The sequence below is a fragment of the Nonomuraea ferruginea genome (assembly GCF_039540635.1).
In the GTDB taxonomy this organism is placed as follows: Bacteria; Actinomycetota; Actinomycetes; order Streptosporangiales; family Streptosporangiaceae; genus Nonomuraea; species Nonomuraea ferruginea.
In genome coordinates, this window is the sequence record NZ_BAABFD010000007.1 from 166,872 (window position 1) to 179,710 (window position 12,839).

Genomic DNA, 12,839 nt, shown 5'->3' on the forward strand with positions numbered 1-12,839 from the left:
TGGCCGGCGGCCCCTCGCGGGCCGCCGGCCCGTCCGTCAGTCCGGCGCCGGGACCAGGGGCAGGAACTGGTCGTAGAAGTCCGTCTTGATCCGCAGGACCCGCTGCTCGGTCTCACGGAAGCCCGCCGCGGACTCCTCCCCGGTGACCAGCTCGGCCAGCCGGGCGCCGAGCTGGTCGGAGTGCGTCCCGGACGGGAGCGACTCCGCGCCGAGGGGGTGAGCCTTCGCGTCGTGGACGAGGTGGGGATGGTAGAACCTCGACCGGTTCACGCCGTCGCCGGTCAGCACCTCGGCCATCCTCGGCCAGAGCCGCCCGTACTCGGCCGCCACCAGGATCTCGCCCCAGAACCGCAGGATCGTCACGAGCCTCAGGTCGGCGTCGGGCCCGCGGCCCGCCTCGGCGATCAGCCGGAAGATCGCGGTGGTCGCCTCCACCGTGACGGCGGTCGGCGCGGTCTCCACCAGCGCCTTCCTGGACACGCCCAGCCGGAGCATGTCCGCCTTCATGTCCTCCCGGTGCGAGGGCACGCGGCCGTCGCCGCCGGGGTACTCCTCGCGCAGGATGACGCGCGCGATCCGGCGGCTGGACTCGTCCTCCAGCAGGTCGATGGCCAGGTCGTAGGCGGGGGTGAAGGCGAGCGAAAGGAACCGCCGCTGGAGCAGCACGGCGGCGAAGCCGTCGGCGGAGAGCAGGGCCGCGCCGGCCAGCACCGGGTGCCGCTCGAACCGCTCGACGAGGTCGTCCTCGAACGCGTCCAGCTCCTTCATGTGGGCCTCCTGGGCGGGATGTCCTTGAGTGATGTGCGCCAGTCGGAGAGGTCGACGTCGTGGCCGACGGCCCAGAGCATGTCCAGCTCGCCCTGGATCTCCGCGCCCATCGGGGTGTCGGCGCCGTCGATCTCCAGCTGCGTCGAGTCGACGGCCAGCTTGCCGTGCAGGAACGAGCTGACGAAGTAGCGGTCGTCGGCGCGGTAGACGGCTATCGACGGCAGGGAGTCGTAGACGCGGACGCCGAGCAGGTGCTTCTTCGCCCCGGCCTTCTTGTGCACCGAGGCGAGGACGGACAGGCACCGCTCCACGTTCGCCGGCACGTCCTCTTCGAGTGCCGGGTCGCGCACCACCCGCAGCGCCTCCTCCCTGAGCTTCGCCACGGCCGACCGGGGATGCAGGAGCAGGACGCGCACCCGGACGCCGCGGTGCAGGGCCTCCTCCAGCGCGTCCTCCAGCCGGTGCAGGTGAGGTATCCACGTCTGCAGGATCGCGGCCTCGCGCCTGGCCGCGACCAGGTGGTCGATGAACACGTCCTCGGCGAAGCGGCGGTGGATCCGGGTGACGCCGCCGTAGTGGGAGACCTTGCGGTCGCGGGCGATGGCCTCGACGTCGAGGGTGACGATCAGGTCCTTGATCTTCTCGATCGCCCTGAGCCGGTCCAGCTCCAGGAGCAGGAAAAGCGTCACCGTGCTCAGGATGAGCAGCGTGATCTTCGGAATGGCCGCGCCGAGCATGCCCGGGTCGAACCAGCCGAACAGGGCGGCGGCCGAGACCACCGCGCCCAGGCCCACCGTGAGGGTGAGGGTGACGCGCTCCGCTATGTGACGTATTCCGCTGGCCATGGCAGATCCCGGGGGGTTGCGCGCTGCGATCGACTGCGACGATAACCGCGGATCGGCCGCCGCGCTGCGGGAGTGGTGAAGTGCGGTGTTTCGTCCCCGCGCAGGGCGGTCCCCGAGGCGCTGGCGTAGGATGGAGCGATGTTCTGCCGCGTCAGGGACGGCGTCGTGCCGGAGAGGGACGGATGAGGCTCACGCTCGGCTCCCGGACGTTCGGAGAGACGCCGCTGCTGATGGCGATCGTCAACCGCACCCCCGACTCCTTCTACGACCGCGGCGCCACGTTCGCCCGTGAGGAGGCGCTGCGCCGGGTCGACCAGGTGGTGGCCGAGGGGGCCGACATCGTCGACATCGGCGGGGTGAAGGCGGCGCCCGGCGGCGACGTCGACGTGCGCGAGGAGATCGAGCGCACCGCCCCGTTCGTGGCCGAGGTGCGCGAGCGCCATCCCGACCTGGTGATCAGCGTCGACACCTGGCGTCACGAGGTGGGCCGCGAGGTGTGCCTGGCCGGGGCCGACCTGCTCAACGACGCCTGGGGCGGGGCCGATCCCAAGCTGGCCGAGGTGGCCGCCGAGTTCGGTGCGGGGCTGGTGTGCGCCCACACCGGCGGGGTGGAGCCGCGCACCCGGCCGCACCGGGTGGAGTACGACGACGTGGTGACCGACGTGATCGAACGGACCGTCGCGCTGGCCGAGCGCGCGGTGGCGGCCGGGGTGCCGCGCGAGCGCCTGATCATCGACCCGGCTCACGACTTCGGCAAGAACACCTGGCACTCCCTGGAGGTGACCCGGCGCGTCGACGAGCTGGTGGCCACCGGCTGGCCGGTGCTGGTGTCGCTGTCCAACAAGGATTTCGTGGGCGAGTCGCTCGACCTGCCCGTGGGGGAGCGGCTGATGGGCACGCTCGCCGTGACCGCGCTGTGCGCCTGGCAGGGGGCGCTGGTGTTCCGGGCGCACAACGTGCCGGAGACGCGGCAGGTGCTCGACATGGTCGCGGTGACGCGCGGCGTCCGCCCGCCCGCGCGCACCGTACGGGGGCTGGCATGATCGTCGCGGCGGCGACCGTTCCCGGCGCGCCGCTGCTGCTGCCCGGCGTCACCGGCGGGCCCGTGCGGGAGGTCGCGAAGGCGCGCGAGGCGATGGCCGCGGCCGTCACCGCGCTGCTCGACCAGGGGGCGGAGGAGATCGTCGTGGTGGGCGGCGCGCCCGCCACCCGCCCGTTCCCGCCCGACGCCCCCGGCCCCGAACAACGCGTGGCACCGGGCTGGCGACGGCCGCATCATGACCGCCGGTCCGCGCCCGACGGGCGGCGGGGCGGGGCGGGTGCTTCGCCGGAGGTGCCCGGCGGCCCTGAGAAACGGGTGGCACCCGGCAGCCCCGGTCGGCGATGGCCGCGTCTTGACCATCGGCCCGCGCCCAACGGGCGGCGGGGCGACGAGGTGCTGCCCGAGGGTGCTTACTCAGAGGTGTCCGGGCCGGGTGGCGAGAGCGTGCCGGGGTCGGCTGGTTCCGGGGGGAGAGACGGCGCGGGGGTGGCGGTGGAGGATCTTCTTCCGGTGTCGCTCGCCGTCGGGCGGTCCCTGCTGGGAGGGTGCCCGGTGCCGTGGACCTTGCGGGGGGTGGGTCGTGACGAGTCGCGTGACCGTTGCCTTGAGCTCGGCCTTGAGCTGAGGGAGGGCGGGCGTCCGGCGGGGCTGCTGGTGGTCGCCGATGGCAGCGCCCGGCGGAGTGAGAAGGCTCCCGGTCATCTCGACCCGTCCGCGATCGGTCTCGACGCCCGGATCGGGGCCGCGCTCACGGCGGCCGACGCCGGCGCGCTGCTGCGCCTCGATCCCGCCGCCTGCGAGCGCGCCCTGGTCGCCGGGCGGGCCGCCTGGCAGGTCATGGCCGCCGCCTGCGAGGACCGGCCATGGCAGGCCCAGGTCCTGTACGAGGAGGACCCGTTCGGCGTCGCCTACTGGGTCGTCACCTGGACCTGACGCGGGCCCCGTACGTCACCTGGACCTCATGCGGACCTGGCGTCAGGGCTTGGACGCGAGCCCGGTGTGCGGCGCAAGGAGTGCCCACCCTGGAGGTGATGGTGGGCGGACGTCTCAGCGCGTGGAGTGCCCAGTCGCAAGGAGTGCCCACCCCGGGGGACGGGGTGGGCGGGCGGGTGTCAGCGGAGGCTTGCGTGCTGGGTGGCTGAGGCCCAGGTGCGGAGGTAGGACTCGGCGCCGGCGGCCAGGTCCTGGACGATCTCCGGGCCGGCGATGATCCGCATGTCCTCGATCCAGTCGGGCACCAGGCCGTAGTTCGCGACGCCGTCCTGGTTGACGTCCCAGACCCGCTCGCCGGTGCGCTGGCGGTCGAGGGTGACGCCGTCGAGGGAGGTGAAGGGGTACGTGACCGGGTTCGACGCGTTGCCGGCCCGGGGCGCGGGGAGGCGGCCCATGCCGTTGGCGTCCAGCCCGTACCCGTAACCCGGCACCTGGTGAGCCTGCCGGAGCGGCTCGGTGCGCCGCCACTCGTCCACGAAGTGCTCGGCGTCGTGACCGTACTGGGTGACCATGCCGCCGAGGGCGTAGATGCGGTCCAGGTAGTGCGGGTCGGTCCAGCTGTGGGAGGAGATGACGCCCGGGTAACCGGCGGCTTCGAGCAGGTCGAGAGCGCTGTCGGCGGCCTTGACGCTCATGTGGTCGACCTCGATCATCATGCCGCGCCGCATCATGCCCTCGATCATGTACTGGCCGAGCGAGGTCAGGCCGCGCGTGTTGCAGTGCGGGGCCGCGGGATAGATGGGCAGCGAGACGCCCGGCGGCAGCAGGCGGGCGATCTGACCGGGCAGCACGCCCGCGGGCTCGATGGTGTTGTCGTGCTCGGCGGTGGTGCAGGTGCGCGCCTGCCAGAACCTGCCGGTGCCGAGCAGGTTGCCGATGTTCACGATCGCGCCCTGGGTGCCCGAGTCGAACCGCACCCCGCACAGCGCGTTGTCGTACTTGTGACAGGCGAACATGCTGCGCACGCCCAGCTCGTACATCTCGTCGAGGCCGCGGTCGATCTGCGCCCGCGTGCACGCGGAGATGCCGAGGACCTGCCGGCAGCCGAACGGCTCGGAGGTCTCCACGCCGAGCACCACGGCCAGCTTGCCCGCCTGGACGACCTGCCGCGCCTCGGCGGGGTCGCGGACGATCCGGAACCAGCCCCGGCCCGGCCCGCCGTGCTCGGCGTCGATGTGGGCCTGCAGTTCGCGGGCGCGCTGGGCCTGGAGCCTGATGGAGTCCATCTCGTCGCAGCCGTGGCGTCGCAGCGGGTAGATGGCGCACAGCTGGCGGTTGGCGACCAGGTGGTTGACCATCACCCGCAGCCCGCCGCGCCAGGCCCGCTCCACCCAGGTGTAGTACGCCTGCTGGTGGGTCAGCGAGTCGTGCGCGGGCCAGTCGCGGAACGTCGGCCAGCCCACCGGGTCGTGGGTGCCGGTGGGCGAGCCGGTGCGGGTGAAGTTCTCGAACCAGGCCAGCTCGCCGTTCGGCAGGTGGTCGGGGCAGTCGCGCAGCGCCTTGGCGATGCCGTCGGGATCGAACGGCTTGCCGCACATCAGCATGCCGCCGAACGCCTCGTACGAGAACAGGTGGCTGTGGGCGTCGACGAGGCCGCGCACGTCGGCGGCGGCCGAAGCGGTGGCCGGGGTGGTGGCGGAGGTGGCGGTCGCCGGCGCGGAACTCTGCGCGATCAGCGAGCCGGCCAGGAGGACGAGGCCGGAGGTGATGCGGACGAGGGATCGGAGGCTCTTCACGGACACCTCACAAGTGGGGGGTGCACTCAGCATCCGCCGCCCTCAAGGACCCGGCAAGGCCCAAACATGAGCTGCTCTCATCAACTCGCGAGCCGGACCAGCCGCGTGATCGTCACCAGCACCCCGGCGGCCGCGGCCGCCAGCAGCGCGATCGACAGCGGGGCGGCGTAGTACGTGACCTGGGCCCAGGTGACGGTCCGCCCGTTCATGAGGGTCGAGACCAGGTCCGGATAGGCGGCCAGCAGCGCGACCGGCAGCAGCGCCGGGACCAGGCGCACCGCGATCCGCCACCGCGGCCTGCCCGCCCGCTCGGCGGCCCAGCGCCGCGCCCGGAGCGCGCCCGTGATCCCGAGGCCCGCCGCCAGCAGCGCGATCGCGGCCAGCACCAGCTCGAACAGCTGCCGGTCGCCTCCGGGCACCTCGGGCGCCCGGCCCTCGCTCATGGCCACGAGGCCCGTCATGACCGCGTAGGTCTCGTCGGTGAGCCCGGCGCTGTCCGTCATGACCGCGAACCCGTACCCCGTCCCGGGGGAGATCGCCTGGACGGCGTTGTAGGTGAACAGGTTGCCCGAGTGCACGAGCAGGCCGGACTCGCGGCCGGGGCTCCAGCCCATCCCGTACTCGTGGATCCCGGAGGGGGCGTGCATGGTCTCCAGGCTCTGCCGCTGCACCAGGGGGCGGCCGTCGCCCGTGTGGAGCCTCAGCCACCTGCCCATGTCGGCGGCGGTGGTGATGACGCCGCCGCTGCCGCTCTCGTCCAGGAACCCGTCCAGCTCGGGACGGGGCAGCCAGAGGCCGAAGATCGAGTTACGGCCGTCGGCCGGTCTGACGACCTCGTCGCTGACCGCGCTGGACGTCATGCCCAGCGGGGTGAAGATCCGCTCGAGCAGGTAGTCGCCGAAGCGGCGGCCGCTCGCGGTCTCGACCAGCCTGGCGGCCAGGTTGTAGTTGACGTTGCAGTACTCCCAGCGGGTGCCGGGGGCGGCCGCGAGCCGGTCGTCGGCCAGCCGCGAGGTGTAGTCCGCGAGCGAGGCGGCGTCGCCCAGATCCGTGACGTCCACCGAGGTGTCGGACAGGCCGGAGGTCTGGTTGAGCAGCTGCCGCACGGTGATCCCGGCCGCCCGCGGGTCGGCCATGCGGAACCCGGGAAGCTGCGCGGCGACCGGCTCGTCGAGCCGGATCTCGCCCCGCTCGACGAGCGTCATGACCGCCGCCGCGGTGAACGACTTGCTGACCGAGGCCACCCGCATCGGGGTGCCGGCGGTGATCGGGGCGCCGCGGGAGTCGTGCCCGTACCCGGCCGCGTGCACGACCTCGCCGTCCCTGGTCACCACCAGCGACATTCCGGGCACGCCCGTCGACTCCATCGCCTGCCGGGCGTAGGCGTCGACGGCGGCGGCCGTGAGCTCGCCCGGCACGCGGGCGTCTCCGTCGAGGGCGGCGGGGGTGAGGGCCAGGACCAGGGAGAAACCGGCCAGAAAGGACTTCATGGGCAAGCACCGTACGAAGCCCGGTACCCCTGCCGGATCCGCCGAACGTCCAGTGACACCCCTGACGAAGGTGAGGAGTCTCGCCTGAGTCAGGCGACGGAGCTGTACAGGGGGTCGCCCGTCCACGCGTAGGTCATGTAGACGACGCCCGCGTCGGTGGTGGTGCAGCCGGTGAGCTTGAGCCCGGCCGGGAGGGCCCCCTCGGCGAACATCCGCTTGCCCTCCCCGAGGACGACGGGGAAGACCATCAGGCGGTACTCGTCGACCAGCTCGGCCCTCTGCAGCGTGCGGATGAGGTCGCTGCTGCCCTGGGTGATGATCTCGCCGTCGGTGCGCCGCTTCAGGTCGGCGACCGTCTGCGCGGCCTCGCCCGCAAGGACCTCGGTGTTGCGCCACTCGGCCGTCATCGGCGACCTGGTGGCGACGTACTTGGGCATGCTGTTGATCTCGGCGCCGCCGTCCTCGTCGGACACGTGCGGCCAGTACGAGGAGAGGATGTCGTACGACCTGCGGCCCAGCAGCATGCCGTCCGCGCGGTCGAGCTGGTCGCCCATGATGCGGTTGAACCCCTCGTCCACGTGCGGGGCCAGCCAGCCGCCGTGCTTGAAGCCGTTGTCGTCGTCCTCGCCGGGCCCGCCGGGAGCCTGCATGACACCGTCCAGCGAAACGAAGGCGGAAACCACCAGCCTGCTCGTCATCTCGTACTCCTTCTTCCCGATACGGGCCCTTTCTCCGAGCCCGCCGTGTTCATGTCCCCAAGGCTGCCGATGCCCTCTTAAGAGATGCTTCAGGTTTCCTTCAGCGAAGGGCCGGTCCCCCCGAAAGGAGGGACCGGCCCCGGCCGTCACGGTATCCGGGCGTAGCCCGCGGCACGGGTGGTGAACGTGCCCCGGCCCTGCGTACGGCTGCGCAGATGGGTGGCGTAGCCGAACACCTCGGCCAGCGGCACCGTGGCGGTGGCCACCACCGTGCCGGCCTTCGCCGCCGTGCCGCTGATCCGGCCGCGCCGGGCGGCCAGGTCGCCCAGCACGCCGCCCGCGGCCTCCTCCGGCACCGTCACCGTGACCTCGACCACCGGCTCCAGCAGCGCCATCACGCAGGACCGCAGCGCCTCGCGCAGGCCCAGCCGGCCCGCCGCGCGGAAGGCCGTCTCGGAGGAGTCCTTCACGTGCGTGGCGCCGTCGGTCAGCGTGACGCGCAGACCGGTCACCGGGTGGCCGCCGAGCGGGCCCTCGGCCAGCGCGTCGCGGCAGCCCGCCGCCACCGCGCGCACGTACTCGCGCGGCACCCGGCCGCCGGTCACCGCCGACTCGAACGCGAACCCGGTGCCCGGCTCCACGTCGAGCACCACGTGCGCGAACTGCCCGGCCCCGCCGTCCTGCTTGACATGCCGGTAGAGGAGCCCGGACACGCCGCGCACGACCGTCTCGCGCAGCGCCACCCGGGGCCGGCCCACGGCGACCGCCATCCCGTGCTCGCGGCGCACCTTCTCCACCGCCACCTCCAGGTGCAGCTCGCCCAGGCCGGACAGCAGCGTCTGCCCGGTCTCGGGATCGGTCCGTACGGACAGGGACGGGTCCTCGTCCGTCAGCCGCGCCAGCGCCGACGACAGCCGCCCGGCGTCGGTGCTCCGGCGCGGTTCGACGGCCACGGACACCACGGGCTCGGTCGCCGACGGCGGTTCGAGCAGCAGCGGCGCCTCCCGTGCGCACAGCGTCGCGCCGGGACGCGCCGCCTTCGGCCCGGCCACCGCGACGATGTCCCCGGCGACCGCCCGGTCCACCTCGGTGTGCCGGTCGGCCTGCACCCGCAGGATGCGGGCGACCCGTTCGGTGCGTTCCGCGCCCGCGTCCAGCACCGTGTCACCCTTGCGCAGCGTCCCCGCGTACAGCCGCAGGAACGTCAGCCGGCCCGTCGCGGTGGAGCTGACCTTGAAGGCCAGCGCCGCGAGCGGCGCCTCGGGGTCGGCGGCGCGCTCCTGCTCCGCGCCGGCGTGCGTGCCGCGCACCGGCGGCACGTCCAGCGGCGAGGGCAGGTACGCGACGACGGCGTCCAGCAGCGGCTCGACGCCCCTGTTCCGGTACGCGGACCCGCACAGCACCACGACGCCGTCACCGGAGCGGGTGAGGTCGCGCAGCGCCGTCTGGAGCGTGCCGGCGGAGATCTCCGGTCTTGCGCAGAACTCCTCCAGCGCGCCCGGGTGCAGCTCGGCCACGGCCTCCTCCAGCAGTCTGCGGCGCCGCCGCGCCTCGTCCAGCAGGTCGTCCGGCACCGGGCCTTCCCTGAGCACGTCCCGGTCCCAGGTCAGGGCCCGCATGCGCGGCAGGTCGACGACGCCGGTGAAGGCGTGCTCGCGGCCGATCGGCAGCTGCGCGACCAGCGGCGTCACCCGCAGCCGGTCGCGGATCGAGGCGACGGCCGTGTCCAGGTCGGCGCCCGCCCGGTCCAGCTTGTTGACGAAGGCGACGCGCGGCACGCCGTGGCGGTCGGCCCGCCGCCACACCGACTCGCTCTGCGGCTCGACGCCCGCGACCCCGTCGAACACGGCGACGGCGCCGTCGAGCACCCGCAGCGAGCGCTCCACCTCGTCGGAGAAGTCGACGTGGCCGGGAGTGTCGATGAGGTTGATCCGGTGTCCGGCCCACTCGCAGCTCACGGCCGCGGCGAAGATCGTGATGCCGCGGTCGCGCTCCTGGGCGTCGAAGTCGGTGACGGTCGTCCCGTCGTGCACCTCGCCGCGCTTGTAGGTGGCGCCGGTGGCGTACAGGACGCGTTCGGTCAGGGTGGTCTTGCCGGCGTCGACGTGGGCGAGGATGCCCAGGTTGCGGACGACGGCAGGCGATCGGGTGGTGTGACGGCGCACGGTCCATGACCCTTCTTGCGGGATGGAGAACAGGACGGCGCGATGTGCCGGACGAGAAGAGGGGCAGGGCAGACAGAGCAGGGCCCCGCCCCGGGAGGATCAGGGGTTCGTCACGGCGTCCGGTGGCGGGCGCGCAGCCGGCACCGGGCCGCCGGAGACACCAGGATCACCTCGTACCGCGACGGGGGGACGGCGGCCGCGGTGCTGTGGTGGCGCACGGCGGGCTCCCCTCACACGTCGGAGCGCGCCACTGCGGCGCGCGGTACGGCGGCGAGTCTAATGATCGCGAGGGTGACGCGGAACCGGTTTTTCCGGTCAGCGTGACGTCCAGCGGGGGCCGTCGAGGCGCTCGCCGTTGTGCAGCGCGGTGAACAGGTCCTCCCACAGCGGCATGACGACCTCGGGCGAGTAGCTCTGGGCGGTCCTCGCCGCGGCGGCGCCCAGCCGCCGGCGGGTGTCGATGTCGCCCATCAGGCGCGACAGCGCGGCGCCCAGCGCCTCCGGGTCGCGCGGCGGCACCAGCACCCCGTCCACGTCGTGCGTCAGCACGTCCGCCGGGCCGGTCGGGCAGTCGAAGGCCACCACAGGCAGCGCGTGGCCCATCGCCTCGATCATCGCCATCGGCAGGCCCTCGATGCGGGAGCTGAGCGCGTAGATCGACGCCGCGGCCATCTCGTCGTGGATCGTCTCGGTGCGGCCCATCAGCTTGAACCGGCCGGTCAGGCCCGCCTCCTCGATGCGCTCGCGCAGCTTCTCCTCGGACGGGCCGGTGCCGAAGACCTTCAGCTCCCACTCGGGGCGCTCGTCCGCGATCGACGCGAACGCCTTGATGAGGTAGTCGAAGCCCTTCTGTTTGACCAGCCGGCCCACCGCGATCACCACCGGTGCGGTGTGGTCGGAGTGCACGCGCCCCGCCATCGGGATCCCGTTGGGGATGCGGATGACCGGGCAGCCGGGGAGCGCCTCGCGGTATTCGGCGCGGCTGGTCTCGGTCAGCACCACGACCGCGTCGAAGCGGCTGTAGTGGCGGCTGATCTGCTCCCGTACGGGCTTCCGGTACGAGCCCAGGTTCATGTGGTCCTGGGCCACCCGGATCACGCCGGACGTGGCCCGGCGGGCGGCGATGAGGTTCAGCGCTGGGCGGGTGGTCACCAGGATGCCGTCGCTCAGCGGGCTGACGTAGTCGATGACCGCGCGCTCCACGCGCTCGGTGAAGTAGCCGGCGGCGAACTCGCCCGCGGGCACGATCTTGCCCCGCGCCCGGCGCCACACCTTGCGGGCCAGGGAGTCGGTCTCGACCGCCGTCCGCTGGTCGACCAGGGCCCACACCTTCACCCGCGGATCGATGGCGAACTGCGGCTTGGTCCGCCGGCGGACCGCGCTGACGATCTCCACGTCGTGACCCGCGGCCGCCATGGCGTTCGCCTGGTTGACCACGGTGCGGATGGTCCCGCCCATGCCGTAGGCGTGCAACAGCATGTACCGGATCTTCATCTCTTGCGTCTCCGAGGCATGTCTCAGCCGGATGGCGTCCCGGGGCCACCCGTTTCATGCGGAACGAGGCTAATGCCTCTAGCTGGGAGTTCACTGGCAACGGCCCATGGACCCGCTCAGCCAGGGTACTGGCGATCCGGAGGACAATGATCAACGGAACGGGCGTCAGGGGCGGATCGAGCGGCGCAGCAGGGCCCAGGACCGCTCGGCCGCGGCCGGCCGGGCCTCCGCCGAAGCGCTGGACAGCACCCCGGCCAGCATGGCGATGACCAGCAGCAGGTCGTCGGCCGTGACGTCGGGGCGCACGGTCCCTTCGCGCCGCGCCTGGTCGAGCTTGCCCGCCAGCAGCCGGGCCACCCGGGTGCGCACCGCGGCCATGCGCTCGTCGGCCGAGGTGACCAGGTCGAGGAACGCCACCGAGGCGACGGTCTGCTCGATGATCCGCGCGAACAGGTCGTCGAGCGTGGTCGTCCGTTCGGCGGCGAGCGATTCCAGTTCGGTCACGTTTCCGTCGAACACCGCCAGCGCCAGGCTCGCCCGGTCGGGGAAGTGGCGGTAGAGGCTGCCCTGCCCCACACCGGCCCGCCGCGCGACCGCGCTCAGCGGAGCGCCGAATCCGGCGGTCGCGAACAGCTCCCGGGCCGCTGTGACGAGCGCCGCGCGGTTCTCCGCCGCCGCGCTGGGCCCTCTGTTGGCTTTCCGTACGTGCGCCACGGCAGCAACGGTAGCCACCGGACAGTAATGTCCTGGGGCTTGCGGCGAAATGTCCAGTACGTGCCATGGCCATTCCGGTCAGGAGGCGCGAGGGGAGCCGAGGCTGCGGGAGAGGGCGCGGGCGGTGGCGCGCAGGGCGGGAGCGAGGGCGCGTGGCTCGGCGCCGGAGGCGGGGACCACCACCGACAGCGCCGCCACCACCCCGTCGTCGGCGCCGCGGACGGGCGCGGCGACGGTGAGGAGCGGCCCCGGCTCCGACCGCTCGGCCACCGCCAGCCCTGTCTGGCGCACCCGCGCCAGCGTCCGCCGCAGCGCGGCCGGTGAGACGGGCAGCCCCTCGGGCTCGTGCACCAGCGGCTCCGCCAGCACCCGGTCCTGGAGCTCGGGCTCGGCGTGCGCCAGCAGCACCAGGCCGACGCCGGTCGAGTGGAGCGGCAGCCGCCCGCCCACCCGGTAGAGCACGTCGACGGCGTCCCTGGCCGACAGCCGCTCCACCAGCAGGGCCTCGTGCCCGTCGCGCACCGCCAGCAGCACGTGCTGGTGCGTGGCCTCGTACAGATCCTCCATGTACGGCAGCGCGGCCTCGCGCAGCCCGTGCCCGCGCGGCGCGAGCGAGGCGAGCTCCCACAGCCGCAGCCCGATCACGTACCGGCCGCCGCCGTCGCGTTCCAGCGCGCCCCAGTGGAGCAGGCGGCGGGCCAGCCGCAGCGCCGTGCTCGGCGGCGTGCCGGTGGCGCGGCTCAGCTCGGCCAGCGTCATCGCCCGCCGGGTCGCGGAGAAGGCGCCGAGCAGCGCGAAGGCCCGGTCGATCACGGGGGCGCCGTGCGGCGGCCGGTGTCCGCGTGGAGCGTTCGTCACCCGTGCAGTGTGCCAGTGACGCATGCCATTGAGTGA

11 protein-coding genes are annotated in these 12,839 nt (G+C 73.1%); 2 read left to right on the forward strand and 9 right to left on the reverse strand.

The window, feature by feature from the left end:
• Positions 1 to 36 precede the first annotated feature (36 nt).
• Together ABD999_RS15570 and ABD999_RS15575 are read right to left on the reverse strand one after the other, a co-directional pair.
• Positions 37 to 768: a hypothetical protein gene (locus ABD999_RS15570; protein WP_271278695.1), complete on the reverse strand. Its 732-nt coding sequence runs from the start codon at positions 766 to 768 to the stop codon at positions 37 to 39.
• Entirely contained in the window at positions 765 to 1,613 is an 849-nt protein-coding gene (locus ABD999_RS15575) for a phospholipase D-like domain-containing protein (protein ID WP_271278694.1), read from the reverse strand. Before ABD999_RS15575 ends, ABD999_RS15570 begins: the two co-directional genes overlap by 4 nt.
• 182 nt (positions 1,614 to 1,795) lie before the next feature.
• On the opposite strand from ABD999_RS15575, the gene folP reads away from it, so the two are divergent.
• Positions 1,796 to 2,656, forward strand: coding sequence for a dihydropteroate synthase (folP, locus tag ABD999_RS15580; protein ID WP_271278693.1), 861 nt, complete (start codon positions 1,796 to 1,798; stop codon positions 2,654 to 2,656).
• Positions 2,653 to 3,588, forward strand: coding sequence for a class III extradiol ring-cleavage dioxygenase family protein (locus ABD999_RS15585; RefSeq protein ID WP_271278692.1), 936 nt, complete (start codon positions 2,653 to 2,655; stop codon positions 3,586 to 3,588). The genes folP and ABD999_RS15585 overlap by 4 nt, the downstream gene beginning before the upstream one ends.
• Before the next feature lie 179 nt (positions 3,589 to 3,767).
• On the opposite strand, the gene ABD999_RS15590 is transcribed toward ABD999_RS15585, so the two are convergent.
• The 7 genes from ABD999_RS15590 to ABD999_RS15620 form a co-directional block, all read right to left on the reverse strand.
• A complete protein-coding gene (locus ABD999_RS15590; RefSeq protein WP_271278691.1) occupies positions 3,768 to 5,384 on the reverse strand; it encodes an amidohydrolase family protein in 1,617 nt (538 codons plus the stop codon).
• Positions 5,385 to 5,464: 80 nt separating this feature from the next.
• Complete coding sequence (locus ABD999_RS15595) at positions 5,465 to 6,874, reverse strand: serine hydrolase domain-containing protein (RefSeq protein WP_271278690.1); 1,410 nt, start codon at positions 6,872 to 6,874, stop codon at positions 5,465 to 5,467.
• A gap of 89 nt (positions 6,875 to 6,963) precedes the next feature.
• Positions 6,964 to 7,572, reverse strand: a complete 609-nt coding sequence (locus tag ABD999_RS15600) for a dihydrofolate reductase family protein (RefSeq protein WP_271278689.1) — start codon at positions 7,570 to 7,572, stop codon at positions 6,964 to 6,966.
• A gap of 146 nt (positions 7,573 to 7,718) precedes the next feature.
• Complete coding sequence (gene fusA / locus ABD999_RS15605) at positions 7,719 to 9,737, reverse strand: elongation factor G (RefSeq protein WP_271278688.1); 2,019 nt, start codon at positions 9,735 to 9,737, stop codon at positions 7,719 to 7,721.
• Positions 9,738 to 10,052: 315 nt separating this feature from the next.
• Entirely contained in the window at positions 10,053 to 11,231 is a 1,179-nt protein-coding gene (locus ABD999_RS15610) for a glycosyltransferase family 4 protein (RefSeq protein ID WP_271278687.1), read from the reverse strand.
• A gap of 165 nt (positions 11,232 to 11,396) precedes the next feature.
• Entirely contained in the window at positions 11,397 to 11,945 is a 549-nt protein-coding gene (locus ABD999_RS15615) for a TetR/AcrR family transcriptional regulator (protein ID WP_271278686.1), read from the reverse strand.
• 78 nt (positions 11,946 to 12,023) lie between these two features.
• On the reverse strand, positions 12,024 to 12,803 hold the full coding sequence (locus ABD999_RS15620) for an IclR family transcriptional regulator (RefSeq protein ID WP_261808735.1): 780 nt from the start codon (positions 12,801 to 12,803) through the stop codon (positions 12,024 to 12,026).
• Between the last annotated feature and the right edge of the window lie 36 nt (positions 12,804 to 12,839).

Excerpts from the sequence above, each read along its gene's own strand:
- ABD999_RS15610 (WP_271278687.1), bottom strand. The coding sequence starts at position 11,231 with ATGAAGATCCGGTACATGCTGTTGCACGCCTACGGCATGGGCGGGACC.
- ABD999_RS15585 (WP_271278692.1), top strand. The coding sequence starts at position 2,653 with ATGATCGTCGCGGCGGCGACCGTTCCCGGCGCGCCGCTGCTGCTGCCC.
- folP (WP_271278693.1), top strand. The coding sequence starts at position 1,796 with ATGAGGCTCACGCTCGGCTCCCGGACGTTCGGAGAGACGCCGCTGCTG.
- ABD999_RS15570 (WP_271278695.1), bottom strand. The coding sequence starts at position 768 with ATGAAGGAGCTGGACGCGTTCGAGGACGACCTCGTCGAGCGGTTCGAG.
- ABD999_RS15600 (WP_271278689.1), bottom strand. The coding sequence starts at position 7,572 with ATGACGAGCAGGCTGGTGGTTTCCGCCTTCGTTTCGCTGGACGGTGTC.
- ABD999_RS15595 (WP_271278690.1), bottom strand. The coding sequence starts at position 6,874 with ATGAAGTCCTTTCTGGCCGGTTTCTCCCTGGTCCTGGCCCTCACCCCC.
- ABD999_RS15575 (WP_271278694.1), bottom strand. The coding sequence starts at position 1,613 with ATGGCCAGCGGAATACGTCACATAGCGGAGCGCGTCACCCTCACCCTC.